The sequence below is a fragment of the Sulfuritalea hydrogenivorans sk43H genome, from assembly GCF_000828635.1.
In the GTDB taxonomy this organism is placed as follows: domain Bacteria; phylum Pseudomonadota; class Gammaproteobacteria; order Burkholderiales; family Rhodocyclaceae; genus Sulfuritalea; species Sulfuritalea hydrogenivorans.
The window spans coordinates 3586319-3611790 of the sequence record NZ_AP012547.1; the positions used below are offsets into that span (position 1 = coordinate 3586319).

A 25472-nucleotide genomic window follows, 5' to 3' on the forward strand; every position below is an offset into this window, starting at 1 on the left:
CCTCCCGCAATCATCGCGTGCTGAACGGTTTTTCATGAGCATGGATCTCGACATCGGTCCGCTGTCCTGGGTCAAGGGTGAAATCGACCTTGCGCTGGAACGCGCCGGGCATGACCTTTCCGCCCATGCCACCGATCCCTCGGGAGACGGCCTGAAGAAGGCGCGCGCCAGCATGCACCAGGCGCATGGCGCACTGGCCATTGTCGGCCTTGACGGCATCACAGAATTTGCCGACGCGATCGAGAAATTGCTGGCCGCGCTGGCCGACGATACGACGCCGGATGCCGGCGCCGCCGTGACCGCGGCGCAAAGCGGCTTTACCGCGTTGCGCGGCTATCTCGACGACCTGATGGCCGGCCACCCCAACCAGCCGCTGAAGCTTTTTGTGCCTTATCGCGCCATGGTCGTGGCGCGCGGCCAACCGGCGCCGGGGCCGGCCGAACTGTTCTTCCCCGATCTCACCCAGCGGCCGCCGAAACGCGAAAGGGAACCCGCCCCGCTCGCCGCCGAAGCCCTTGCGGCGCGCCTCAAGGCGGCGCGCCTGGGCTTCGAGCGCGGCCTGCTGAAGTGGATCAAGAGCGATCCCAAGGGCATCGCCGAGATGAAGGTCTCGGTCGCCATGATCGAAATGACGCGTGGCACGCCGGCGGCACGCGCCTACTGGTGGATCGCGCTGGGTGTGCTCGATGCACTGGCGGCCGACGGCCTGCCCGACGCAACGGACGCAAAACGCTTCGCCATGCGCCTCGGTGCGCAGATCAAGAAACTGGCCGAGGGCAAGGCCGAAGCCGACGAACAGCACATGCGCGAGGCGCTGTACCTCGCCGCCTGCGCCACGGCGGGTGGCGAAGCACTGGCCATCGTGCGCGCCGCCTACCGCCTGGAAGGCATGGTGCCGACCGCGACGCCCTCGGAGACCGAAAGGCTGCTGCCGCACATTCGTCGCTTGCGCGAGTTGCTGGCGGCCGCCAAGGAAGACTGGAACCGCCTGTGCGCCGGCACCGCCGCCGCGCTGCCGCCCTTCCATGAGCATGCGGCGAAGATCGCCGAAGAGGGCGCCGCCACCGGTCAGACGGACTACGCGCGCTTGAGCGCCGCGATTCTCGAACAGGCTGACCAGTTGCGCCGCGACCCGACCCGACACAACGAAAGCATGGCGCTGGAGATGGCCACGGCACTGCTGCTGGCCGAATCCGTCCTGGAAAACTTCCAGACGCTCGACGCAGACTTCGCGCACTCCGCGGACGCCGTCGTCAGCCGCCTCGCCGCGCTGGGTCGCGGCGAAGAACTCGGCATGCTGGAACTGCCGCATCTGGACGCCATGTCGCGCCGCGCGCAGGAACGCCTGCTGCTCGAATCGGTGGCGCGCGAAATCCGTTCCAATCTCGGCACCATCGAACAGACGCTGGATGCCTTCTTCCGCGATCCCTCGCGCCAGGCCACCCTGGCCGCGCTCAAACAGCCCATTCGCCAGATTCAGGGCGCGCTTCTGGTGCTCGGCCAGGATCGGGCCAACACCATCCTCGGCGAATGCGCGAACGCCATCGAGCGTTTCGCAGAGCCCGGATTCGCGGCACGGGCCGGCGATTTCGAAGACGTGGCGAAGAAGCTTTCGGCACTGGGCTTCTTCGTCACGCAGTTGCAAGGCGGCGCAGCCGACATTGACGCCATCCTTGAACCACCGCCCGTCGCCCATCCGGTCCGCGAGGAAGCCGAAGCCGTTGTGGTGCCGGCGTTGGCGCCGCCCGAAGAACTCGCTGCCCCGATTCAGGTGGCAGAGCCCGCTGCCGACGAAGCGCCGGTAGCCGAAGAGGCGCTGCCCGACTTCGAAGTCGAAGGTTTCGAAGCCGCGCCGGAACCTGCGCCGGCACCTCCTGCGCCGGCAGCGCCCGTCGAAGCCCCTGCCCCATCGGCCGAAGCCTCGCGCCTGGTGGATGCCAGCGAGGAAGAACTCGACGCGGAACTGCTCTCGATATTCCTCGAAGAAGCCAACGAGGTGCTGGCCACCATCAACGAGCATCTGCCCGTGGTCCGTGCCACGCCCGGCAACCAGGAGGCACTGGTCACACTGCGCCGCAGCTTCCATACCCTGAAGGGCAGCGGCCGCATGGTTGGCCTGACCGATCTGGGTGAAGCCGCCTGGGCCGTGGAACAGGTCATGAACGGCTGGCTGCACGAGACACGTCCGGCCACGCCCGCCCTGCTGGAAACGCTGGATCTCGCCGCCGGCATTTTCAAGCAATGGGTCATGCAACTCGAAGCCGGCGGCGGCAGCCATTTCGACGCTGCCGAACTGATCCACCGCTGCAATATCCTGGGCGGTGCCGAAGATGTCGAAGCCGAAACCGCCGTAGCGCCAGCGCCGACTGTCGAGGAAATCGCCCCCGAGGAAGAGGCCGCGGCCGAAATGGCGGCAGCCGAAGAGCCAGCAGCGCCGACACCCTCTATCGAAGAAGCTGCGCCCGAAGAAGAAATCGCGCTCGAAATTGCCGCACCCGAAGAAATCGCCGCGCCGATTCCGCCGGTCGAGGAAGCTGCGCCCGTCGAAGAAATCGCGGTCGAGGAAGTCGCGGCAGAGCAGGTTCCGACTGTCGAAGAAGTCTTCGCGGAAGAAATCGCCGTACCGCCAGCGCCGACTATTGAAGAGGCCGCACCCGAAGAAGTCGTGCTCGAAGAGGCCGCGCCCGTAGAAGCCGTGCCGGAGGAAATCGTACCCGAGCCCGCGCCCACGGCCGAAGTCGTCTCCTTCCCCGCGCCCCCGCCAATCCGCGTCGGCGACGTCGAGGTGTCCCCGACGCTCTACAACCTTTATCTCGACGAGACGCGCGAACACATCGCCACGCTGCAGGCCAATCTTGGCCTTGAAGTGGTGCCCGACAATGACGTCATCCGCGCCGCCCACACCACGGCCAGCATTTCGGCCGCGGTCGGCATGATGCCGATTTCGGCTCTCGCCCGTGCGCTGGAAGATGCGCTGGTGCGCCTGTCGCTGGTCGAGGCAAGCCCGACCGATTCCCAACGTTTCATTTTCGCCCGCTGCGCCGGCGCCCTCGAAGGCATGCTGGGTGCCGTCGCCGAGCGCCGCATGCCCGGCGAGGAAGCGGCGCTCGCCACCGAACTGAACGCGATGACGCCGGTCGATGCCACCTCGTTCGAACCGTCGGCCGAATCCGTCGCCGAGCCATCCGCCGAGGAGCCTGTCGAACCGGCCGTGCCGGAAATCACCCTGACGGCAGCCGAGCGCCGCGCCGCGCGGATCGAGGACGAAATCGACCCGCAGGTGTTGCCGCTGTTCCTCGAAGAAAGCGTCGACCTGATGCGCGAGATCGGCGAGGGGCTGCGCAACTGGCGTGCCGCTCCGACCGATTCCGAGATCTCGCGCATGCTCCAGCGCGCGCTGCATACGCTCAAGGGCAGTGCCCGGATGGCTGGCGCCATGGGCTGCGGCGAACTGCTGCATTCGATGGAAGACCGCATCGAGCAGGCGACCGCGATGAAGTCGGTGCAGCCGGCCACCATCGACGGACTGGAAACTTCCTACGACCGTGCCGCGATGCTGATCGAGCATCTGCGCAATCCCGAAGCCGCCCGGCCGGAAGCGGAAGAGCCGGCGCATCCTGCCGCGGGCGCCGTCGTCGAATCGGCGGCACCCGAAGCGCCGCAAACCGAACGCGGAACGGCAGTCGCAGCGGAGGCGCATGCCCCCGCCGCGGCCCACCCCGCCCACGCCCCCGCCTTCGTGCCCGCGCCGCAGGTGCATCTGCGGGTACGTGCGGACCTGGTCGACCAGTTGGTGAATGAGGCCGGCGAAGTCGCCATTGCCCGCGGCCGGATCGAGGGCGAAATGCTGGCGCTGAAGGCCTCGCTGCTCGAACTCACGGAAAACGTCATTCGCCTGCGCAAGCAGTTGCGCGAAGTCGAAATCCAGGCCGAATCGCAGATGCAGTCGCAGCAGGCACTGGCCACCGAACGCGCGCAGGAGTTCGACCCGCTCGAATTCGACCGCTTCACCCGCTTCCAGGAAGTGACGCGGATGATGGCCGAGAGCGTGAACGACGTCGCCACCGTGCAGCAGAACCTGCTGCGCAACCTCGACCACGCCAACGCCGCCGTCGCCGCACAGGCGCGCCTTTCCCGCGAACTGTCGCAGCGCATGATGGGCGTGCGCATGGTGCCCTTCGAGAGCCTGGCCGAGCGCCTGCATCGCGTGGTGCGCCAGGCCGCCAAGGACTCCGGCAAGCGCGCCAACCTCGACATCCGCCACGGCCAGACTGAAATCGACCGCTCGGTGCTGGACAAGATGGCCGGCCCGCTCGAGCACCTGCTGCGCAACAGCGTCGCCCACGGCCTGGAAGAAAGCGCCGCGCGCGCCGCCGCCGGCAAGGAACCGATCGGCCAGATTTCCCTCTCGCTGGCGCAGGAGGGCAACGAAATCGTGGTGTCCATCGCCGACGACGGCGCCGGCCTCAACTTCCCGCGCATTCGCCAGCGCGCCATCGAAAACGGCCTGATCACAGCGGACGCCGAAACCGACGAAGCAACCCTGACGCAGCTGATCTTCCAGCCCGGCTTCTCCACCGCCAGCGAGCTCACGGCGCTCGCCGGACGCGGCGTCGGCATGGACGTGGTGAAGAGCGAGACCGCCAGCCTCGGCGGCCGCATCGAGGTCGCCACCGTCACCGGCAAGGGCTCCACCTTCCGCATCTACCTGCCGCTGACCCTGGCCGTAACGCAAGCGGTGCTGGTCACCGCCGGCAACCGGATCTACGCCATTCCGTCATCCATGATCGAGCAGGCCACCGCCCACAAGCCCGACGCCGCGGCGCAGATACGCAGCACAGGCGGTACCGAGTGGCTGGGAAATCGTTATCCCTACCATTATCTCCCGGTACTGCTCGGCGAAAAGGGAGCCACGCCGCCACCGGCACGGCGGCACTGGATCCTGCTGGTCAAGGGCGGAACCGAACGCGTCGCGCTCGAAGTCGACAGCCTTAGCGGCAACCAGGAAGTCGTGGTCAAGGCCGTCGGGCCGCAGCTCGCCCGCGTGCCCGGCCTGGCGGGCGCCACCGTGCTGGGCAATGGCGAGGTGGCGCTGATTCTGAACCCGGTCGGCCTGGCGGCGCGTGCCGTCGAACGCGCCAATGTCCCGGTCGAGGTCGCGCCCGCGCCGACCGAAACCCAGATCGTCCAGGCAGCCACGGCGGCCTCGGTGATGGTGGTCGACGATTCGCTCACCGTACGCAAGATCAGCGGACGCCTGCTCGCGCGCCACGGCTATCACGTGCTGACGGCCAAGGACGGCGTGGATGCGCTGGAGCAGCTTGGCGAAGTGATGCCCGATGTCATGCTGCTGGACATCGAAATGCCGCGCATGGACGGCTTCGATCTGGCGCGCAACATCCGCGCCGACAATCGCCTGAAGCATATTCCGATCATCATGATCACCTCGCGCACCGCCGACAAGCACCGCCAGCATGCGGCGGAAATCGGCGTCAATCACTATCTGGGCAAGCCCTACGACGAAGAAGAACTGCTGGGCTGCATACGCGAGTGCATCGACCAGAAACAGTGACCGCCGGACCCATCATGACCCAGACCGCAAGCGCACGCCCCTTCAAGGTACTCGGCATCCAGCAGATCGCCATCGGCGGCCCCTCCAAGGACCGCCTGAGGAAGCTCTGGGTCGAGATGTTCGGCCTGGCGGTGACGGGCAACTTCGTCAGCGAGCGCGAGAACGTGGATGAAGACATCACCGCCATGGGCAGCGGCCCGTTCAAGGTGGAAGTCGATCTGATGCAGCCGCTCGATCCGGCGAAGAAGCCTGCCGTGCACGAACCGCCGCTCAATCACGTCGGGCTCTGGATCGACGATCTGCCGGCCGCCGTGGAATGGCTCACGGCGCAAGGCGTGCGCTTCGCGCCGGGCGGCATTCGCAAGGGCGCCGCCGGCTACGACATCACTTTCCTCCATCCCAAGGCCAACGAGCAGTTCCCGATTGCCGGAGAAGGCGTGCTGATCGAACTGGTGCAGGCGCCGCCGGAAGTGACGGCAGCCTTTGCGCGATTCGCCTGATCGCGCCGACGGCTAGGCGGCAAACACCCGGTAGCAGCCGCGGCCCGCATCCTTCGCCGCATACATCGCCTGATCCGCGCGCCGCATCAGTTCGGCGGGAGACAGTTCGCCGCCGGTGAATAGCGCAATGCCGATGCTGGCGCCGATTTCCAGCGGCAAGCCAAGCACCCGCATCGGTTCGCCGAGGCTGGCCACAAGCTTCTGCGCCAGGCGTTCGGCATCGGCGCCGCCGCCGAGCCCGGTCAACACGACGACGAACTCGTCACCGCCCAGGCGCGCCACCGTATCAACCTCGCGCACCGCCGCCTTGAGACGGTCCGCCGTGCAGCGCAGCACTTCGTCGCCGATGGCATGGCCGTAGCCGTCGTTGATCGGCTTGAACTGATCGAGATCCACCAGCAGCAACGCGACCTGCCCATGCGTGCGCCGCGCCTGCTGCATTGATTGCAGCAGGCGCGCATCGAGCAGCAGTCGGTTGGGAAGGCCCGTCAGCGTATCGGTATGGGCCAGCGCCTGCAGCTGGCGCTCGTTCTCGCGCAAGCGTGCGTTGGCTGCTTCGAGTTCCTCGGTGCGCTCCTCGACTCGCTGCTCAAGGCTCGCTTCGGAGCGTTGCAGGGCGCCCACCAGTTGCTGCTTGACGGCCAGCGCCTCGCCCTGCGCCAGATCCTTTTCGCGACGCAGGCCGTTGATGCGGTCCGCCAGGGCAAACGACAGCAGCAGCATTTCCAGCGCCGATCCGATTTGAATCGCATAGAAGCTGAAGAACGTGGTCGGCAGCAGGTTCAGGTTGCGCAAGCCGACGATGCCGACGCCCAGCAGCAGCAGCGTCCAGGCCAGCAGAAAGATGCGTGCGCCGGGCTGGCCCTTGCGCCAGCAGCGCAAGCCGGCAATCACCGCGACCAGGGAAAACGTGACGCCGGTCAGCGACGTCAGAATCGCCGCCAGGCGGTAGGGTGCGACGAGGGGCGCCAGCATGCACAGCGCGAACAGTGCCGCCAGGCCGATCACGGCGCCATCGAGACGTGGCGCGTTGCGCCGCGTCGCGAGGAAGGCGCGCGTGAACAACGCGCCGAACAGCCCGGTCGCGGCAAAGCCGGTGCTGAAGGCGGCATTGCCCCAGGCCGGCCAGTGGGGCCAGAGGAATTCATTGCCCAGGCCGTTGAGGGAAAGCTGTCCGACGGCCATGCTGGCGGCAAACAGGACGTAGGTGAGATAGGTGCTGTCGCGCAGCGAAAACCACAGCAGCAGGTTATAGAGCGCGAGCGACAGCAGCATGCCGAAGTAGACCGACAGCACGGCGTAGCTGGTGTGCGACTCCTCCCGAAATGCCTCGGCTTGCCACAAACGCAAGGGAACCGTCAGCGAACCCTCAGAAGCGACACGCAGCCAGACCGTATTGGTGCCCGTCTCACCGAGGCGCAGCGGAAACACGAAGTTGCGATGCTTCACCGGGCGCGCGGCAAAAGGCAACAGGTCGCTGGCGCTCAGATGCTCGCCGCCGGGACCGAAAAAGTCCACGCGGTCCAGCGTGGGGAAGCCCACCTCCAGCATCCAGTCGCGCGCAACAGCGGGGCCGGCCTCGACGTCGAAACGCAACCACCAGGCGGAGGAAGAATAGCCGAAGTTGATCGCCGCATCGCCGCGCAACCGCGAGGGCTGGAAGTCGGCGGCGCGGGCCTGAACGTCAGCGAGCGACATGTGTCCGCCCGGATCCTCCAGGACCGCCACATCCGCCGCAAGGGCCAGGGACGCGACACCTGGCGCCAGCCTGACGCCGGCGAGCGCTGTACCGCCGTGGCAGAGCCAGCAGCACAACAGGAACAGCAAAACGGAAATGCGCGGCACAGCAAGCATCCGGTTGGAATACGCTTCAAATTCTAACCGAACGGCCGCGTCCGCCGGCGTCGGCGCCGGTGCCGGCGCGTACAGACATGCTCCATCAGTTCGGTAGAATCGGCCTTTCAATCACTCTTTCAACACTGCCATGCTCTTCGATCCCTATTCGAATTCCGCCCTTCGACTCGCCAACCGCATCGCCATGGCGCCCATGACCCGTTGCCGCGCCGACCATGCGGACGCCGTGCCCAACGCCATGATCGTGGAATACTACCGCCAGCGCGCCAGCGCCGGCCTGATCATCTCGGAGGGCGTGCCGGTTTCCGATCGCGCGCGCGGATACATCAACACGCCGGCGCTGTGGAACGAATCGCAGGCGGCTGGCTGGAAACGGGTGACCGACGCGGTGCACGCCGCAGACGGAAAAATATTCGCCCAGCTGTGGCATTGCGGCCGCGTCGCACATTCCGCGCTGCATGCCGACGGCAGTGCGCCGGCTGGTGTCTCGATCAAACCCGCGGCAACGCAGACCATGATTCCAGGCCCCGACGGCAGGCCCGTGCCCGCCCCCTGCGGCCAGCCGCAAGCGCTGAGCCTGCAGGAGATTCGCGGCGTCGTGGCCGAGTTTGCCCATGCCGCAAAACTCGCCATGCAGGCGGGCTTCGACGGCGTCGAGATCCACGGCGCCAACGGCTATCTGCTCGACCAGTTCCGCTGCCCGGCGCTGAACGACCGCAACGATGCCTACGGCGGCTCGCTGGCCAATCGCTACCGCCTGCTGCTGGAAGTGGTCGATGCGGTGGCGGCGGAAGTCGCGCCGGAGCGCATCGCCGTGCGCCAGTCGCCGTATGGGGTGGCCAACGACATGGTCGCCGACCCCGAGCCGCTGGTGACGTATCCGTGGCTGGCGCGCGAACTGAACCGGCGCGGCATAGGCTTTCTGCATATCTACTGCCAGAGCGCGGACTGGATTCACGATGCCGCGCATTCGATGATGCCGGCGCTGCGCGACGCCTTCCACGGCGCGCTGATCGCCTGCGGCGGCTTCAAGACGCCGGCGGCCTGCGAAGCGATCCTGACGCGCGGCCACGCCGACCTGATCGCGATCGGCAAGCCCTTCATCGCCAATCCGAACCTCGTCGAGCGCCTGCGCCGCGATGCCCCGCTCAACAAGTGGGACGCCGCCACCTTCTATGCGCCGGGTGAAAAGGGCTACACGGACTACCCTCCGCTCTGAGTTCCCGAGAGTCGGCGCTGGCGGCACGGCGAGATGAAGCTAACGATGCGGAAACGGATCGCCGGTATCGGGCTGCTCGCCGGCCTCGCGTTTCCTGCGGCGGCAGAAACCGCACCTGATTTTGCGGGAACGACACTGACCGGCGACTGGAACGGCGCTCGCAGCGAGTGGTGGCAGCGCGGCCTGGCGCTGGAAGCCGGGCTCAAACTCGACAGCCTGCACAATCGGGGCGGCACCCGCGATGGCGGCCAGACGGTCACCCATCTGGAACTGAAGCTGCGCGCCGACCTGGAAAAGCTGCTGGGCTGGAACAATGCTGTCGCCTACCTCAACACGGATACGGACGGCGGCGCCGGCATCAATGCGCGACGCACCGGCAGCCTGATGGGCGTCAGCAACATCGAGGTGCCGGTGCCGACCACACGCCTGTTTCACGCCTGGCTGCAGAAGGGCTTTCTCGACGATCGCTTCTCCGTCCTGGCCGGCATCTACCCGATCGATTCCGAATTCTTCGCCATGGATTCCGCGGCGACGCTGTTGCATCCGGCCTATGGCACGCCGGCCGACCTGGCGCTGACCAACGCGCCGTCGGTATTCAACAACGCCGCCTTCGGCATCCGCACCAAGTGGCTCTCGGAAAACCGTACGTGGTATGCGATGGGCGCGCTGATGGACGGTGTCCCCAACGATCCGGCGCGACCGAGGGCCACGGCCATCCGCTTTGCCAAGGGCGACGGCGCCTTCGTCATCGGCGAAATCGGCTGGACACCGCTGGAAGCCGGTCATGCCTTCGAGCCCGTCGATCCGGCCCGGGTGCGACCGAGCCCGGAAATCGCCGCCCACGAAAAATACGGCGGCCTCAGCAAATATGCCATCGGCTTCTGGCGTTACGGAAACCGCGTTGCCGATCAACTCGATGTCGATGCCCTCGGCAACCCGGTCCAGCGCCGCTCGCAGGGCGGCTACCTGCTGGCCGAACGCACCCTGTTCAGCCTGGGTGGAGACGCCGGACGCGACGTCACGGCCTTCGGCCGCTACTCATTCAACAGCGGCCACTCGATCGCCATCGATCGCATGTGGAACCTCGGGCTGCGCGTGCGCGGTCCATTCCCCGACCGGCCTGACGACAGCATCGCCATCGGCTGGACGCGTAGCCGCCTGGCGCCGAAGTGGCGCGCCGTGCAACAAGCCGACGGTACAGACACGGCGGCGGCCGAGGAAGCGTTCGAGATCACCTGGCGCGCGGCGATCACGCCCTGGTTCGCGCTGCAGCCCAATTTGCAGCATGTCCGTCATCCCGGTGGCACATCAGCGGCACGCAATGCGACGCTGATCGGCGCGCGCATCGAACTCACCTTCTGACTGCCGTTACCTCCGGCGATCGTTCACTCGATTTCGGTATTCCACAGCTGATGCGCGTCAAGCATCAGGCGATAGCGCGCCTCGCTGGCTTCGAGCCGCGCCTGTGTCGCCGCCAGTCGCGCCTCGATGGCCTGGCGGCGGGCGTTCTGCAATTCCGCGAACTGGCCTTCACCCAGGCGCCACGCCTTTTCCAGCAAGCGCGCATTGTCATCCATGCGCCGCGCGACCTCCGCCAGCCGCAGCCATTGCTCGCGACTGCCGTGCGCGAGTCGGACCGTGCGCTGCGCCTCGGCCTCGACACGCGCCAGCACCAAGGCTTCGCGCGCGCTGGCCGCATCGGCCTCGGCCGCACCGGCCCGTGCCGACGCGGCACGCCCGCTGCCGGGCAAGGGAATCGTCAGTTGCAGGCCGACAATGCGCTCCTGACCGTCGCGCTCGCTGCCATAGGTGAGGCCAACCGTCGGATCGGGCAGTCGCTCGGCGTCCAGACGCTGGGCCGCAAGCCTCCCGCGCCTGGCGCCGCCACGGGCCAGGGCAAGTTCATGGTTGTGCGCCAGGATGCGCTCGCGCCAGACCTCGGGTGCGTCGGGGATGGCAGGCGGTCCATCGAGCGCCGCCTGCGCCGGCAGCGCTATGCCGGGAAAATGCTGGACGAATTCGAGTGCCGCGCGATCCTGCCGATTGGCGGCCTGCGCCTGCTGTCCCTGTGCTTGTGCCAGCTGGGCCCCGGACAACAGTTCTTCCAGTTTCGCCGCATCGCCAGCGCCGACTCTCTTGCCGACTACTTCGTGCTGGCGTCGCAGGGTTTCGACCTGCGCCGCCCACTCCTTTGCCGCCGCGGCTTCACGCTGCCATTCGAACCAGCGGCTGAGCAACAGTCGCGCGGTCTCGTGCAGGGCATCACCCAGTGCGAAACGGGCCTGGTCCACACCGGCAGCACCCAGCTCCGCATCCTTGGCCGCCTTGCCCGGCAGGCGAATGGCCCGCTCGAATCCGATTTCCTGCTCGCGATAGCTGAGGCCAAGCGGGCGCTCGCGCCTCTGCTGAGTGGAGAGCTTCAGCGCAAGCTCGTGGGGGCCGGCCTCGAGTCGATCACGATTGGCTTCTTCGACCTGGATGCCGGCGACTGCGCCACGCACCACGGGATGAGCGCGCAGCGCCTGCTCCACCAGAACCGCCGGTGGCAGATCAGGCGCATCGACAGCGAAAGCCGTCAGCGGCCAAAGCAAGAGGATCAATAGACGTTTCATGCCAAGGCCCCCGAATCGAGCACGGGACTCAGCCACCAGGTGACCTCCGGGCTCGGCAACTCGCTCTTGAGTTCCTGCAGCAATTCGGCGACATGAAGAGCGTCCATGAGGATTTCGATGCGCACCCGCTCGGCGCGGCCGCGCACCTGCTCGCGCGCGCTGGCGATGCCCTCGGGGTCGCCATGTCCCTCGATGCGATGCGTATTGAAAGGGCCAACCCACGCCGGATGCTTCAGCAGACTGTCAAGAATGCGTGCTTCCAGCCCTTTCGGCAAAACCAGCGTCAGGCAGACGTCGAAACGCTTTGTCATGATTCCTTTCCCCAGCGTTGATAGAGAATGGGCAGCATCACCAATGTCAGCAAGGTCGAAGTGATCAGGCCGCCGATGACGACAATGGCCAGCGGGCGCTGGATCTCCGAGCCCGGCCCGGTGGCGAACAGGAGCGGCACCAGGCCAAAGGCGGCAATGCTGGCGGTCATCAAGACCGGCCTCAGGCGACGCTTGGAACCTTCGATCACCACTCGTTCCAGCGGCATGCCCTGCGCCCGCAACTGGTTGAAGTAGGAAATCAGCACCAGGCCGTTGAGCACGGCGATGCCAAGCAGGGCGATGAAGCCGACCGAGGCCGGCACTGACAGATACTCACCGGCAACCAGCAGGGCGAAGACGCCGCCGATCAGCGCGAAAGGAATATTGACGAAGACCATCGCCGCCTGGCGTACCGAGCCGAAGGTGGTGAAAAGAATGTGGAAGATCAGTGCCAGCGCCACCGGCACTACCAACATCAAGCGTTTCGCGGCACGCTGCTGGTTCTCGAACTGCCCGCCCCAGGCCAAACGATAACCCGCGGGCAGCTTGACCTCGGCGGCCACCCTGGTCTTCGCTTCCTCGACGAAACCGACCAGATCGCGGCCGGTGACGTTGGCCTGGATCACGACCAGCCGTGCCGCGTTTTCGTGGTCCACCTTGACCGGACCGGCGAGACGCTTGAGCGTGGCCACCGCGGAAAGCGGCACGGTCTGCCCGTTCGCCAACGCCAGGTGGACGCCGCCGAACAGTGCCGGCGACATGCGCATCTCGTCACTGCCGCGGATCACCAGCGGCGTGCGGCGGCCGCCTTCGAGCACCAGTCCCAATGACTGGCCTTCGATCTGTGCGCGCAGGGCGCCGGCGATGTCCTCGATGGAGAGCCCGACACGACCTGCCACCAGGCGGTCGACCTCGACCGTGAAGTACTGCACGCCCTCATTTTTGACCGTCAGTACGTCCTGCGCGCCGGGCACGGTTTTCAGCAACCCGGCGATCTTCTCGGCCAGCGCGTTGAGTTCGCCCAGATCGGTGCCGAAGACCTTGATCGCCAGATCACCACGCGTTCCGGTCAGCATCTCGGAGACGCGCATCTCGATCGGCTGGGTAAAGGCGATGTCCATGCCGGGGAAGTCGGCGAGTACCTTGCGGATTTCATTGGTCAACCATTCCTTGTCCGGCTGGCGCCACTCCTTGCGCGGCGCCAGGACGAGGAAGCTGTCGGTCTCGTTGAGTCCCATCGGATCAAGGCCGAGCTCGTCCGAGCCGGTGCGGGCAACGATATCCTTGATCTCCGGCACACGCTCGAGCAAAGCCTTCTGTACCGCGAGATCGGTGCGCGCACTTTGTTCGAGGCTGATCGAAGGCAGCTTGGCCAGTTGCATCAGGATGTCGCCCTCGTCCATGGTCGGCATGAAAGCCTTGCCGAGCAGGAAGAAGGCCGCGACCGTGGCGACCAGCGCTGCGACGGCGGTCGTGATCACCTTGCGCGAATTGGCCAGGCTCCAGGCCAGCAGGGGTTCATAGAGGCGCATCGCCTGACGCGGCAGCCAGGGCTCGTGGTGTCCGCTCGTGGGTTTCAGCAGGTAGGACGTCAGCACCGGAATCACGGTCAATGACAGCAGCAGCGAGCCCGAGAGCGCGAACACGATGGTCAATGCCACGGGAATGAAGAGCTTGCCCTCCAGCCCCTGCAGGGTCAGCAGCGGCAGGAAGACGATGACGATGATGGCCATGCCGGACACCACCGGCTCCGTTACCTCGCGCACGGCGCGGTAGATGCGATGCAGGAAGGGCAGCTTGGCGCCGGCCGGATCGCCGAGCTGGCTTTCGACGTTTTCCACCACCACCACGGCGGCATCCACCAGCATGCCGATGGCAATGGCCAGGCCGCCCAGGCTCATCAGGTTGGCCGACATGCCAAAGGCGCTCATCAGGATGAAGGTCACCAGCGCGGCCAGCGGCAGCACGCAGGCCACGGCAATTGCCGCGCGCAGGTTGCCGAGGAAGGCCAGCAGCAGCACAACCACGAGCACGATGGCCTCCGCCAGCGCGCGGGCCACGGTGCCGATGGCGCGGTCGACCAGCGCGCCGCGGTCGTAGAAAATCTTCGTCGTCACGCCCGGCGGCAGCGCGGTTGCGATTTCGGCCAGTTTGGCGCGCACGCCCTCGACCACGGTGCGCGCATTGGCGCCGCGCAGACCGAGTACCAGACCCTCGACCGCTTCCTCCTTGCCGCCGCGAGTAACGAAACCGTAGCGGGTCAGGCTGCCGACACGCACCTCGGCGACGTCGCCGACACGGGTGACGTGCGGCGGATGTGCTGTATGCGGATCAGGTATCAGGATGGCACGCAAATCATCCAGTGTCCTGACACTGCCTTCGACACGCACCAGCAGCGATTCCTCGCCCTCGGACAGGCGGCCGGCGCCGTCGTTGCGATTATTGGCCTCGAGCGCGCGACGCAGGTCGGCCAAGGTCAGGCTGCGCGCCTTCAACGCCAGCAGGTTAGGCACCACCTCGAAGCTGCGTACATGGCCACCCAGGGCGTTGACGTCGGCCACGCCGGGTAGCGTGCGCAGTTGCGGCCGGATCACCCAATCGAGCAGGCTGCGTTTTTCCGCCAGCGACAGGTTGCCTTCGATGGTGAACATCAGCATCTCGCCCAGCGGCGTGGTGATCGGCGCCAGGCCGCCGGAAACCTCGGCGGGGAAGTCCTTCATTGCGCTGGCCAGCCGCTCGGACACCTGCTGGCGCGCCCAGTAGATGTCGGCGCTGTCTTCGAAATCGAGCGTGATGTCGGCGATGGCGTACTTGGCCACGGCGCGCAGGCTGCGCTGCTTGGGAATGCCGAGCATTTCCAGCTCGATCGGCGTGACGACACGCGCCTCGACTTCCTCCGGCGTCATGCCCGGCGCCTTGACGATGATCTTGACCTGGGTCGACGACACATCGGGATAGGCATCGATCGGCAGCCCGCGTACGGCATAGGCGCCGGCACCGATCAGCAGCAGGGTCGCGATCAGCACCAGCAGGCGCTGGGTCAGCGCAAATTCGACGAGTTTTTGCAGCATGTCACTGATTCCCGCCGAGACCCAGCCAGGATGCCTTCAGTGTCGATGCGCCCTTGATTGCAAACCGGGTGTCGCCAGCAAGATCGGCGGTCAGCAACGCCGTATCGGACGTTTCGTCGAGCAGTTTGACGGGCACCGGACGAAAGCCGCCAGCCGCCTCGACAAAGATCCAGACCTGCCCCTCATGGCGCACCAAAGCCGCAGCGGGCAAACGCCAGGTTTTCTCGTCCAGCTGTCGCGCGGGGCGAATTTCCGCCTGCACATACTGGAAGGGTCGAATGCAGGCTTCCGGCTTGCGCAATTCGGCACGGATCAGCAACGACTGGCTGGCTGCCTGCATTTGCGGCGCAACCAGAGTCACGCGTCCGGCCTGCGTGCAGCCGGGAATATTCACTGTATCGCCCGCTGCAATACCGGCTGCCTGCGCTGGTGCGGCCTGAATTTCCAGCCACAGCGGTGCCAGCCGCCCAAGCTTCAGCAGCGGCGTCATGGCATCGACACGCTGTCCGGGCTGGACATTGGCTTCGAGTACCACGCCATCGAAGGGGGCACGCAACTCCGCGATCCCGGTGACCTCCTTGGCAGACCCGGCCATGCCGGCCAGCTGCATCGCACGCTGTTTCTCGGCCGCCAGCGCCACTGCCTGCCGTTCGCCCGCCAGAGTGGCCGAAAGCCGGCTTTGCGCAATGATGCCATCGGCAAACAGCGCCTCATCCCGGCGCCGGTTTTCGGCCGCCAGTTGCGCCTGGGCGATAGCGTTCAAGTGGTCGCGCTGCAATTCGAGCAATGTCCCGCCCTGCAGTCGCAGCAGCGGTTGCCCTTTCTTCACCGTATCACCATAGGCGACTTTCACTGCGGCGACCATGGCCGGCACCGCCGCCGCGACCACCTCGACCTGCCCCGGAGGAACTATGACTTGCGCCGGCAGGCGCAGGTTGGCAAAGGATTTCTGCTCGGCCAGCGTCGCCGTGAGAATGCCTGCCTGCCTTACCTGTGCAGGAGAAAGCCTGATTTCGTCTGCCGCGGCGAACAAGGGCAACAGGAGCAGCGGAATGGAGAGCAAACGGCGCATGATGCTTGGTCTGTAACACGTCGATGCGGCCAATATACATCGCCAGGATTAACCCACCATTAACGAGAAGCTGATGGCTGCCCCAAGCCAATAGTCGGCGCCGGCGATACGGCGATATGGATCGATCAGCGCGCCGCTGCGAGTACGGTATCCTCCAGCGGCACGCGAACACAGGCGGCGGTGCCGCCGCCCTCGCGCGGCCTCAGTTCCACCGTCCACCCGTTGGCCGTGGCGATCTGGCGCACGATGGCCAGGCCCAGGCCACTGCCTCCGGTGCTGCTGCTGCGCGAGGGCTCGAGCCGGTAGAAGGGACGGAACACGGCTTCCCGCTCGTGTTCCGGAATGCCCGGACCGCGATCCAGAACACAGATATCGACCACGCCGTCGGCGATGCGGTACTCGATATCGATCGGCTGACCGGCGCCATAGCGCACTGCGTTGTCGACGAGATTGGAAAAGATGCGCTTGAGCGCCAGCGGCCGTACGCTGAGGCGGCAATCGGGGCCCTTGCGACCGCGCAGTTCGGCGCCGGTGTGGGCATACTCGGCGGCGACACTGGAGAGAAGATCGCACAAATCCAGTTCGACCGAGTCCTGCTCGGCAAAATCACGACTCACCTCAAGGCAGCGGGCGATCAGTTCGTTCATGCCATCCACATCGCGCAGAACGCGCTCGAAGAGGTCCGGGGCCGGATTTTCGGAGAGCATCCCAAGCGCGAGCCGGATGCGGGCCAGCGGCGTGCGCAGGTCGTGCGAGATCCCCGCCAGCAGCGTGGTACGGTTGGCCAGCAGTTCCTCGACCTGTTCGCCCATGCGATTGAATTCGCGCGCCAGGGTCGCGAGTTCGGTCGGGCCGGTTTCCGCCAGCGGCTCCGGCCGCCGGCCCTGACCGATGCGCTGGGTTGCCGCAGCCAGGCGCGAGAGTGGGCCGATCAGCCAGTGCGCCAGCCAGGCCGAGGTAACCAGGGTCACCAGCGTACCCACCGAAAAGATCAGCAACATGGCCAGCCAGGGCTGCACGTCGACCCGGCTTGAGGGAAATCCGACGCGCACGATTTTTCCCGCGACCGGCACGTCGGCCCAGTACCACTGCTCGCCATCCGCGCTGCGGCTGGTGCGTATTTCGACGCGTTCGCCGGAACGGGCGCTCAAGGATGTCTCCAGCAGCTGGAAATACGGGAGCATGCGGGTAAAGCTTTTCGTCTCGACAGGGGGATCCTGCACCTGAAGGCGGTGCAGGCGCCCGATGCGGTCCTGCAGCCAGGGTCGGTCGGCGGCTGGTTCGTTCTGCCAGGCATGCGCCGTGTCGATCATCAGCGCGGCGAGATCGCTCGTGGCGTGGCGGCCCAGCGGCACCAGCGCGAAGTAGGTGATGATGGCAATGGTAAAAATCTGGAACGCAAAGGAGACCAGCGCGATCACCAGCGCGGTGCGTCCGAACAGGGTGCGCGGTGCCATCACGATCGACGTGCGCCACCGGGCGAGAAAAGGTAGCCTTCACCCCAAACGGTGCGCAGATACACCGGATGTGCCGGATCGGGCTCGATCTTGCGGCGCAGGCGGGTGACGCGCACATCGACCATGCGGTCGAAGGGTGCGCGCTCGTAACCCTTGAGCAATTCGACCAATGCATCGCGTCCCAGCACGCGGTCGGGATGATCGAGCAGCACCTTGAGCAGGGCGAACTCGGCCCCGGACACATCAATCTCCTCCCCGTTGCGCGTCAAGGAATGTGCATCAAGATCGACTTCGAAGGGGCCGAAGCGGCGGATGCGTCCGGACGCGGCGGCAGGCTGGCGACGGCGCAGCACCGCCGTCACGCGCGCCAGCAATTCGCGGTGGCTGAAGGGTTTGGGCAGATAGTCGTCGGCCCCGACTTCGAGGCCGACGATGCGGTCAACCTCCTCGCCGCGCGCCGAGAGCATGATGATCGGCAGCCCGCTGCTGCCAAGCCCGCGCGCCAGGCTCAAACCATCCTCTCCCGGCAACATGACATCGAGCAGGATCAGATCGACCTGATGGGCGGCAAGGTGCCGTTTCATGGATAGCCCATCGGCGACTCCGCTCGCCTCGTAGCCGTTGTCGGAAAGATAGCGCACCAGCAATTCGCGCAGGCCTTCGTCATCGTCAACCACGAGTATGCGTCCGCGACATTCCGCCATGGCTTCGATCACTCCCCTTGTAACAACTTGAAATATTTGCGGCCTCCCTGCAACAGCCGGGAAACCGCTCATCCCTAATCTTCTTGTGCGGAAAAACATAACACAAGAAGGGGGAGAAGATGATCAGACGTGCTTCGGCACTTGCCATGTTGTTGACGCTGACGCTGCCGGCTGCGGCCGAGCAGGTTGGCGCGCGCGCCAAGGGCGGCTTCCCCGAATCGTTTTTCATGGAGAAGGTTCCGCGGGCCGAAGCCAATGCGACCGCGGAAAAACTCGCCAGGGCGGTGATGGCTGCGCGCATGATCATTTTCGCTTACGCCGGCAAGATTGTCGATCCGACACTCGGCGACAAGGGGCTTTCCGGCGACGCGCTCGAAAGCCAGTGGCGGTCCGCGGTCGAGCCCGACTTGATCGACGCCTCGCCCAGTCAGAAGAAAATCTTCGAAAAACTCTTCTGGGCCGGTCGCCAGGTGATGGACAACAACCAGGAACGCATCAACACCAAGGGCGTGGGCTGGAAGAACTTCCTGCCGGCCAAATGGGAGCGCGAAATGGGTCAGGTATTCGCGGCCCGTACCGGCATCATCATCAAGCAGCCGGGGCGCGCCTACCGCAGCCCGATGAATGCCCCCGACGACACCGAGCGCGCAGCGCTGGAGCATTACGTCAAGGCCGGCCATGGCGAAAACAAGCCACTGACGAGCTTCGCCAAATGGGGCAAGCAGGAGGTGTATCGCCACATGGAACCTATCCGCCTGATCCCGGCCTGCCTTGGCTGCCATGGCAAGCCGAAGGGGGAGCCCGACATGCTCGGTTTCGAGAAGGATGGCCTCGAAGCCGGCGACGTCATCGGCGTGATGAGCGTGACGGTCGGCTTAAGCGATTAATCAATTTGTCCGAGGTGCCGCGGTCGTCGAAAAGTCGCTGCGGACCCGAGTCACACCAATTCAATAAGGAGAAAACCATGTTCATGAAGCAAAAGTTCGTAGCCACTCTCGCCGCTTTCGCCATCCTCGGTGCCGCAGTCGCCGGTCCGGCTGGCGCGGCGGAAGAGGCCAAGGCAGCCGCCAACGGCCACACCTACCCCAGCATCGAGAAGACGTCGGCGGATACCCCGAAGCAGTACAAGATGAGCCCGGAATTCCAGGCCCAGATCAAAAAGCTGCCGCCGGAGTTCATCCAGCAGTTCAAGAAAATGACGTCCAAGCATACTCGTTATAGCGAAGACGCCACCGCGCGTCAGGTGATGATGGAACTGCTCTCCGATGTCCAGTGCACCACGGCCGGATTGATGGTGGAGAACGGCGAGATGGCCGCCGACTGCGCGGTTCGCGCCTCCCGCCACCGCTGGCCGAAAGGGCACCTGATGGCCTACGTGAAGCTTGAGCAGATCAACGTCGACTCGCTCGCCACGCTGCCGAAGATCAACGCCCAGGTCGAAGGCGGGCTGGAGCGCGTGGCGGAAATGGCGCTCAAAAAGGACTTCGTCAGCGCCGGTGCCGAAATGGGCAAGGTGCTGAGCGGCTGCTCGAGCTGCCACAACCTGTTCCGCTTCGGCAAGGGTGACTCACCCTACATCGTCGAGTAAATCCAGCCGGCAGTATCGCAGGCAGCGCCGCCATCCACCGTATCGGGCCGATGGCGGCAACAAAAATATCGTTCAGGCATCGTCTCGGGGAGGAGAAGATTCATGGGAAATAACGGAAAGTTGTTGGTAATGGCCGCCGCGGTGTCCGCGGCACTGGGTACGTCGGGGCAAGCGGCGGCGGCGGATTGGGTAATGGCGCAAGCGATGGAACCGCCGACCACCACGCACAAGTTCTTCGGCGTGGCGCAGGCTTCCTATACGAACTACTACGGCTGCGACAAGCTGGAGGGCATGCGAAATGTTGGCGCCAATGCATTCTCGGCGCTCAACGGCAGCTACAACGCCATGTGTCGGGTCGGGCCGGAATTCCATGACAAGCAGTCCGACCTCAATCTCGACAACCTGGCGATCGGCCTGCGCGGCAATCTCATTCCCGGCAAGATCAACTACTTCGTGATGGCCAATGCGGGCATGAATGCGGCCAACTACAGTCCGCTCGACAGCTCTCGTGCCCACACGATCAGCCTCACCGACGCGACAATGACCTTCAGCTACGTCCCGGGTGTCCGCGTGCGTGCCGGCCTGATGCGCAAGCCAGGACCAGAGGAGATGTACCAGGCCATCGACAGCAACAGCTACATGTGGCCGACCGACTTCATCGCCCGCGTGCAGATAGAGAAGTTCTTCAAAGTGAACTCCAAGGGCACGACCATCATTCCCGGCCAGGGCTACGGTACGGCAATCAAGACCGGCTATGACAGCGATGCCGGGCGCGACTGGGGCTTCCAGTTCTTCGATGCCTTCAAGTCCGGCAAATGGACCAGCACCTATGCCGTCATGGTCGGCAACGGCAGCGGCATCCACAAGATCAGGGACTACAACAACAAGAAGGATCTGAACCTCTATTTCTCCACCGAGTACGACCTGCCCGGCGGCAAGGGGCCCAACAAGCACGGCATCAAGGGTTACGTCTATCACCAGGGTGGCACGCGCAATTTCGAAACCGACGCGTCGGGCACATTGAGCCAGGACTTCAAGTTCACGCGCCAGGGCGGCGGCGTCAAGGCGCTCGGCGAGATCTTCGGCGAAGGGCGCGGCACACATCGGCTCGGCCTCGACCTGATGTACGCCGACGGCATGATCTTCTACACGCCGACCGGCAACGTGGTCGACGAAGCCTTCGGCGGCCAGGTCCAGATCGCTGCCGAGAAGGGCAACAAGGCGCGCGGCCTCACGCTCGACTACGGCTACTACCTCAACGACAAGTGGAATTTCGGCGTTCGCTATGCGCAGCACGACGTTCTCTATGCCACCATCGGCACCGCTACCTGGGGAGCCAGCGACAAGCGGGTTATCAAGCAGCTTACCTTCGCGGTGAACTACCACCTGTCGCCGGCGACGCGCGTCACCTTCAACCTGGAACCGCGCGATGCCAAAGCGCCCAACCCCAATGCCAACGCGATCAACGAGGCCAACTCTCAAATCGTGGTCAACGCGGTCGGTGCTCGCTACGGCCTGCTGCTGACGCATCAGTTCTGAGGCTCGGCGAAACGATGAAAACGGTTTCTGCTGTGGTGGCCATCATCCTGGGCCCGGCGCTGGCCATGTCGGCGGGCGCCCAGGCGCCGGCCGACTACTCTGCCTATCCGTGCCTGAGTTATACCCTGGCCTGCGGCAAGAGCGCTACGCGCAAGCCGCAAACGAAGACACTCGAGGGTGCCCTCAACGGCAATGCCGAAAAAGGCCGGCAGATCGCCCAGGCCCGCGACAAGGGCAACTGCCTCGCCTGCCACCTCATGAAAGGCGGCAGCCAGCCCGGTACGCGCGGGCCGGATCTCAGCCACTACGGCAACGCGGGGCGCAGTGACGCGGAAACCTACACGGCAATCCACGACATGCGCACGCGCAATCCCGAAACACTGATGCCACCCTTCGGCACCAACGAAATCCTGAGCGACCTGGAGATCCGTGACGTCGTCGCGTTTCTCCAGGCCTCCAAATGAGGACCGGCATCATGCGAATGAAGATCCGCGCATGGGTGTTATCCGCCATCGCCGCACTGGGAACGACTGCGACGGTCGCAAGCGACGAGCCTTATCGTGAATATTATCCGCAGGCCCGCATCGATCCGGCCAGGGGGGTGAATGGAGACATCGGCTTCAGCGATACCCTGCCGTACTGGCGCAACGAGGAAGAGGTCGAACGCAACGCCAAATGGGTCGGCGATCCGAACGAACAGTGGAAGCTCAACTGGAAGTTCATGGACCTCGATCGCATCGACCTGCATCCGGGCCATCTGGCGGTCGACGAAGGCGAGGCGATGGTGGCAAAGCTCGCCAAGCGCGACCCGGCATTCCTCACCTGCCTGGCCGACGGAGGCACGAAGCTGAACGGACTCGCAGCGGGCTATCCCAAGTATGACCGGGCTCTCGGTCGCATTGTCACCGTGGAAAGCCGCATCGAGCACTGCGCAAAGAGCGTACTTAACGAGGAAATCCGGCAGGGCTCGCCGGCCAACAACAAGATCGCTGTCTATTTCAAGTCGCTCAGTGGCGGTACGCCGATCAAGGTCAACATCGGAGACGGCAAAGTGATGGAAGCCTATCGTCGTGGCGAGAGACTCTTCTACAAGAAAACCGGCCAGCTCAATTTCGCCTGCGCCTCCTGCCATGTTCCCGGGAGCATCATGGGCCACAAGCTGCGCGGCGAAACGCCGACCACGCCCTTCGCCGACGCGGCGCACTACCCCACCTACCGTACGCCGGTCGGCGCGCTGGAATCGATCCAGGAGCGCTTCGCCCGCTGCCTGGGTCAAATGCGCACCGTGCAACTCAAACCGGGCGATCCGGCATTCGTGGATCTCGAAGTCTTCATGACCGTGCTGTCCAACGGCTATCCGGTCTCGGTTCCCTCGGCTCGTTGAGCCGGTCACTTTTCATTTCCTGGAGTCACACAATGAATAGGTTACGCAGATTGATACTTAAAGGCAGCGCCGGCGGCAGCGTACTGGCTTGCGCCCTTGCTTCCGGGCTGCTGCGCCCAACCGCGGCTTTCGCCATCGATTGGAACAAGACGGGGTTCGAAGCAAAGGCGGTCGCCGACGCACTGAAGCACATCGGTGCCGCAGGCGCCACCGAAAGCGCCGAGATCCTCATCAAGGCGCCGGATATCGCCGAGAACGGTGCGGTGATTCCGATCGAGGTGACAAGCCGCATCGCCGGTGCCGAATCGATCTCCCTGCTGGTCGAAAAGAATCCGTTTCCGCTACTGGCCCATGTCGATCTGGTGAACGGCACCGAAGGCTATATCAACACCCGCTTCAAGATGGGCCAAACCTCCGTGGTCAAGGTTGTGGTCAAGGCCGGCGGCAAGCACTACATCGCCAGCCGGGAAGTCAAGGTCACTATCGGCGGCTGCGGCGGCTAGAAGAACACTCAAGGAGCAAGCAATGGCAGAACTCATGAAAATCCGTACCAAGCTGGTCGACGGCTCGGCTCATATCGTCGCGCTGATCATTCATCCGATGGAAACCGGGCAGCGCAAGGACCCGCGCACCGGTCAGGCCTATCCCGCGCATTTCATCCAGAACGTGACGGCCACGATCAATGACAAACCTGTGCTGATCGCCCAGTGGGGCCCGGCGATTTCAAAAAACCCCCTGCTCGGCTTCCGCGTCAAGGGTGCCAAGGCCGGCGACAAGCTGGTGATCGCCTGGGAAGACAACAAGGGCGAAAAGGCACGCTCCGAGGCAACGATCGCCTAACCTGGATACATAAAACTCCATGAAACCAAGACACCAAAAACTTGCCGCAAGCTTCGTCGGTACGCTCTGCGTGGTCGGTATGGCGCTTGCCGCCGGCCCCGCCAAAACTTCCAAACCCCAACCCGCCGCCGACCAGCGCGCACCGCTCGTGCTGCTCGATGCGGAACGCCATCTCGTGCTCGAGGAAATGCGCAATTTTCTCGCGGTGCTGCAGACCATAACGGATGCCCTGCCGCGCGAGGACATGAAAGAAGTCGCACGTGCGGCCCGCAGCATGGGCAGCGGCGCCGCCAACGAGATTCCTCCCGTCACGGTGGCCAAGCTGCCCGAGGAGTTCAAGGTTCTTGCCGGTGGCGTGCACACCAGCTTCGACTTGATCGCCCTCGATGCGGAAAGCTTGGGCGATCCGAAGCACACCGTATCGCAGGTCGCCGAAATGCTGCAGAAATGCAACGCCTGTCACGGCATCTATCAGATCAAGGTGGGCAAGGACGTTCGAGCGAAGAGCAAAGCGAATTGAAGAAAGTTTCTTCTCCAAAGGAGACGCACATGCAAACCCGACGACTTGCCCTGTTCGTGGCCGCCATGGCCGGCGTGATCGCCGCGCCGCTGCCCTTCCCGGTGGCGGCGCTTGCCGCCGATGCCGCGACCATGCAGCCGAAGGAAGGCTGGTACAAGGCCCTGGTCGATTTCGACTTCATGCGCCAGAACGTGGACATCCCTCTCAAGAAGGGCGTGATGATCATCGATTCGCGGCCCGCGGCGCGCCAATACGATCCCGGCCACATCCCCGGCGCGGTGAACATCCCCGACAGCCAGTTCGACAAACAGGTCGCCAAACTGCCCGCCGACAAGGCCACCCTGCTGCTGTTCTACTGTGGCGGTGTTGACTGCATGCTGAGCCACAACTCGGCTTTCAAGGCCGAGAAACTGGGCTTCACCAACATCAGGGTTTACCCGTCCGGCATGCCTGACTGGAAGGCGAAGGGCGGGCCGATTTCGGTTTCGGCAGCCTTCATCCAGAAGCTGATCGACGACAAGGCCGCCTATGTCCTGATCGATGCGCGCCCAAAGCGCGTGGCCGACAAGGGCATGATCCCGACCGCGATCAACATTTCCGACACCGAATTCGACAAGCATGTCGACAAGCTGCCGACGGACAAGGCGATGCCGCTGATCTATTACTGCGGCGGCCTGGAGTGCGTGCTGTCCGACAAGTCGGCGGAGAAGGCCAGGAAGCTGGGCTACACCAACGTGCTGACCTACCCGCCGGGCTATCCGGAATGGGAGAAACTGCATGGCGCCCCGGCGCCTGCCGCTGCCGGCGGCAGCGGTGCGGCTGGCGGTGCGGCTGGCGGTGCGGCAGCAGCAGCGGCACTGGTGCCGGGCAAGGAAAAGGGCACGGTGACGGTGGCGTCCTTCGAGCAGGTCTGGAAGACGAACCCCGGTTCGGTGATGCTGGTCGATGTGCGCGATGCCAAGGAATTCGCCGCCGGCACCATCAAGGGCGCGGTGAACATTCCGATGAACGAGCTGGAGAAGAAGATCTCCGCGCTGCCGACGGACAAGCCGGTGGTCTTCGTCTGCGGTACGGGTGCGCGCTCCGGCGAGGCCTACGATACGGTGAAGCTGCTGGGCGGCAAAGTGCAGGCGTCCTTCATCGATGCCGACATCAAGTTCAATGCCGACGGCAGTTACGCGATGACGGCAAAGAAGTAGCGCTGGTATCTGCAACAGTCGGCGCTTGCG

General features: G+C 64.9%; 20 protein-coding genes. 13 read left to right on the top strand and 7 right to left on the bottom strand.

Annotated elements, in window-relative coordinates; all coding sequences use genetic code 11:
• Window positions 1-34: 34 nt before the first annotated feature.
• Both SUTH_RS17050 and SUTH_RS17055 read left to right on the top strand, forming a co-directional pair.
• Window positions 35-5572 carry a hybrid sensor histidine kinase/response regulator gene (locus SUTH_RS17050; protein WP_041100974.1) on the top strand — a complete coding sequence of 1846 codons (5538 nt, stop codon included), beginning with the start codon at window positions 35-37 and terminating at the stop codon, window positions 5570-5572.
• A 14-nt stretch (window positions 5573-5586) separates the two neighbouring features.
• Complete coding sequence (locus SUTH_RS17055; protein ID WP_041102527.1) at window positions 5587-6072, top strand: VOC family protein; 486 nt, start codon at window positions 5587-5589, stop codon at window positions 6070-6072.
• A gap of 12 nt (window positions 6073-6084) precedes the next feature.
• Here SUTH_RS17055 and SUTH_RS17060 read toward each other — a convergent pair whose 3' ends face one another.
• The gene (locus SUTH_RS17060; protein WP_171817398.1) at window positions 6085-7917 is read right to left on the bottom strand and encodes a diguanylate cyclase; all 1833 of its coding nucleotides are present in this window, start codon (window positions 7915-7917) and stop codon (window positions 6085-6087) included.
• Window positions 7918-8056: 139 nt separating this feature from the next.
• Here SUTH_RS17060 and SUTH_RS17065 point away from each other — a divergent pair, with 139 nt between their 5' ends.
• On the top strand, window positions 8057-9145 hold the full coding sequence (locus tag SUTH_RS17065; protein WP_041100978.1) for an alkene reductase: 1089 nt from the start codon (window positions 8057-8059) through the stop codon (window positions 9143-9145).
• A gap of 45 nt (window positions 9146-9190) precedes the next feature.
• Window positions 9191-10507 carry a carbohydrate porin gene (locus tag SUTH_RS17070; RefSeq protein ID WP_171817399.1) on the top strand — a complete coding sequence of 439 codons (1317 nt, stop codon included), beginning with the start codon at window positions 9191-9193 and terminating at the stop codon, window positions 10505-10507.
• 23 nt (window positions 10508-10530) lie between these two features.
• On the opposite strand, the gene SUTH_RS17075 is transcribed toward SUTH_RS17070, so the two are convergent.
• The 6 genes from SUTH_RS17075 to SUTH_RS17100 form a co-directional block, all read right to left on the bottom strand.
• Window positions 10531-11757: a TolC family protein gene (locus SUTH_RS17075; RefSeq protein ID WP_084207480.1), complete on the bottom strand. Its 1227-nt coding sequence runs from the start codon at window positions 11755-11757 to the stop codon at window positions 10531-10533.
• Window positions 11754-12068: a DUF3240 family protein gene (locus tag SUTH_RS17080; RefSeq protein ID WP_041100982.1), complete on the bottom strand. Its 315-nt coding sequence runs from the start codon at window positions 12066-12068 to the stop codon at window positions 11754-11756. The genes SUTH_RS17075 and SUTH_RS17080 overlap by 4 nt, the downstream gene beginning before the upstream one ends.
• Entirely contained in the window at window positions 12065-15139 is a 3075-nt protein-coding gene (locus tag SUTH_RS17085) for an efflux RND transporter permease subunit (RefSeq protein ID WP_041100984.1), read from the bottom strand. Before SUTH_RS17085 ends, SUTH_RS17080 begins: the two co-directional genes overlap by 4 nt.
• A gap of 1 nt (window position 15140) precedes the next feature.
• The gene (locus tag SUTH_RS17090) at window positions 15141-16211 is read right to left on the bottom strand and encodes an efflux RND transporter periplasmic adaptor subunit (RefSeq protein WP_052473744.1); all 1071 of its coding nucleotides are present in this window, start codon (window positions 16209-16211) and stop codon (window positions 15141-15143) included.
• A gap of 125 nt (window positions 16212-16336) precedes the next feature.
• Entirely contained in the window at window positions 16337-17668 is a 1332-nt protein-coding gene (locus SUTH_RS17095) for an ATP-binding protein (protein WP_041100986.1), read from the bottom strand.
• Window positions 17668-18372 (bottom strand): response regulator, encoded by a 705-nt coding sequence (locus SUTH_RS17100; RefSeq protein WP_041102531.1) that lies wholly within the window; start codon window positions 18370-18372, stop codon window positions 17668-17670. Before SUTH_RS17100 ends, SUTH_RS17095 begins: the two co-directional genes overlap by 1 nt.
• 119 nt (window positions 18373-18491) lie before the next feature.
• Here SUTH_RS17100 and SUTH_RS17105 point away from each other — a divergent pair, with 119 nt between their 5' ends.
• The 9 genes from SUTH_RS17105 (at window position 18492) to SUTH_RS17145 (ending at window position 25442) form a co-directional block, all read left to right on the top strand.
• The gene (locus SUTH_RS17105; RefSeq protein WP_084207481.1) at window positions 18492-19259 is read left to right on the top strand and encodes a Tll0287-like domain-containing protein; all 768 of its coding nucleotides are present in this window, start codon (window positions 18492-18494) and stop codon (window positions 19257-19259) included.
• 77 nt (window positions 19260-19336) lie between these two features.
• Window positions 19337-19960, top strand: coding sequence for a hypothetical protein (locus tag SUTH_RS17110; RefSeq protein WP_052473745.1), 624 nt, complete (start codon window positions 19337-19339; stop codon window positions 19958-19960).
• Between the two features lie 102 nt (window positions 19961-20062).
• Window positions 20063-21499, top strand: coding sequence for a hypothetical protein (locus SUTH_RS17115; RefSeq protein WP_148312967.1), 1437 nt, complete (start codon window positions 20063-20065; stop codon window positions 21497-21499).
• Window positions 21500-21513: 14 nt separating this feature from the next.
• Window positions 21514-21963 carry a sulfur oxidation c-type cytochrome SoxX gene (soxX, locus tag SUTH_RS17120; RefSeq protein WP_197539615.1) on the top strand — a complete coding sequence of 150 codons (450 nt, stop codon included), beginning with the start codon at window positions 21514-21516 and terminating at the stop codon, window positions 21961-21963.
• A gap of 11 nt (window positions 21964-21974) precedes the next feature.
• Window positions 21975-22883 (top strand): sulfur oxidation c-type cytochrome SoxA, encoded by a 909-nt coding sequence (gene soxA / locus SUTH_RS17125; RefSeq protein ID WP_171817400.1) that lies wholly within the window; start codon window positions 21975-21977, stop codon window positions 22881-22883.
• 32 nt (window positions 22884-22915) lie between these two features.
• Entirely contained in the window at window positions 22916-23386 is a 471-nt protein-coding gene (soxY, locus tag SUTH_RS17130; protein ID WP_041100993.1) for a thiosulfate oxidation carrier protein SoxY, read from the top strand.
• A gap of 22 nt (window positions 23387-23408) precedes the next feature.
• Window positions 23409-23723, top strand: coding sequence for a thiosulfate oxidation carrier complex protein SoxZ (gene soxZ, locus SUTH_RS17135; protein ID WP_041100995.1), 315 nt, complete (start codon window positions 23409-23411; stop codon window positions 23721-23723).
• Between the two features lie 19 nt (window positions 23724-23742).
• Complete coding sequence (locus SUTH_RS17140; protein ID WP_070099355.1) at window positions 23743-24243, top strand: hypothetical protein; 501 nt, start codon at window positions 23743-23745, stop codon at window positions 24241-24243.
• Window positions 24244-24272: 29 nt separating this feature from the next.
• Window positions 24273-25442 (top strand): rhodanese-like domain-containing protein, encoded by a 1170-nt coding sequence (locus SUTH_RS17145; RefSeq protein WP_041100999.1) that lies wholly within the window; start codon window positions 24273-24275, stop codon window positions 25440-25442.
• Window positions 25443-25472: the final 30 nt, after the last annotated feature.

Coding starts and splice junctions, on each gene's coding strand:
- soxZ (WP_041100995.1), top strand. CDS start 23,409: ATGGCAGAACTCATGAAAATCCGTACCAAGCTGGTCGACGGCTCGGCT.
- SUTH_RS17145 (WP_041100999.1), top strand. CDS start 24,273: ATGCAAACCCGACGACTTGCCCTGTTCGTGGCCGCCATGGCCGGCGTG.
- soxA (WP_171817400.1), top strand. CDS start 21,975: ATGCGAATGAAGATCCGCGCATGGGTGTTATCCGCCATCGCCGCACTG.
- SUTH_RS17055 (WP_041102527.1), top strand. CDS start 5,587: ATGACCCAGACCGCAAGCGCACGCCCCTTCAAGGTACTCGGCATCCAG.
- SUTH_RS17090 (WP_052473744.1), bottom strand. CDS start 16,211: ATGCGCCGTTTGCTCTCCATTCCGCTGCTCCTGTTGCCCTTGTTCGCC.
- SUTH_RS17140 (WP_070099355.1), top strand. CDS start 23,743: ATGAAACCAAGACACCAAAAACTTGCCGCAAGCTTCGTCGGTACGCTC.
- SUTH_RS17050 (WP_041100974.1), top strand. CDS start 35: ATGAGCATGGATCTCGACATCGGTCCGCTGTCCTGGGTCAAGGGTGAA.
- SUTH_RS17105 (WP_084207481.1), top strand. CDS start 18,492: ATGATCAGACGTGCTTCGGCACTTGCCATGTTGTTGACGCTGACGCTG.
- SUTH_RS17080 (WP_041100982.1), bottom strand. CDS start 12,068: ATGACAAAGCGTTTCGACGTCTGCCTGACGCTGGTTTTGCCGAAAGGG.
- SUTH_RS17085 (WP_041100984.1), bottom strand. CDS start 15,139: ATGCTGCAAAAACTCGTCGAATTTGCGCTGACCCAGCGCCTGCTGGTG.
- SUTH_RS17070 (WP_171817399.1), top strand. CDS start 9,191: ATGCGGAAACGGATCGCCGGTATCGGGCTGCTCGCCGGCCTCGCGTTT.
- soxX (WP_197539615.1), top strand. CDS start 21,514: ATGAAAACGGTTTCTGCTGTGGTGGCCATCATCCTGGGCCCGGCGCTG.
- SUTH_RS17115 (WP_148312967.1), top strand. CDS start 20,063: ATGGGAAATAACGGAAAGTTGTTGGTAATGGCCGCCGCGGTGTCCGCG.
- soxY (WP_041100993.1), top strand. CDS start 22,916: ATGAATAGGTTACGCAGATTGATACTTAAAGGCAGCGCCGGCGGCAGC.
- SUTH_RS17065 (WP_041100978.1), top strand. CDS start 8,057: ATGCTCTTCGATCCCTATTCGAATTCCGCCCTTCGACTCGCCAACCGC.
- SUTH_RS17100 (WP_041102531.1), bottom strand. CDS start 18,372: ATGGCGGAATGTCGCGGACGCATACTCGTGGTTGACGATGACGAAGGC.
- SUTH_RS17075 (WP_084207480.1), bottom strand. CDS start 11,757: ATGAAACGTCTATTGATCCTCTTGCTTTGGCCGCTGACGGCTTTCGCT.
- SUTH_RS17095 (WP_041100986.1), bottom strand. CDS start 17,668: ATGGCACCGCGCACCCTGTTCGGACGCACCGCGCTGGTGATCGCGCTG.
- SUTH_RS17110 (WP_052473745.1), top strand. CDS start 19,337: ATGTTCATGAAGCAAAAGTTCGTAGCCACTCTCGCCGCTTTCGCCATC.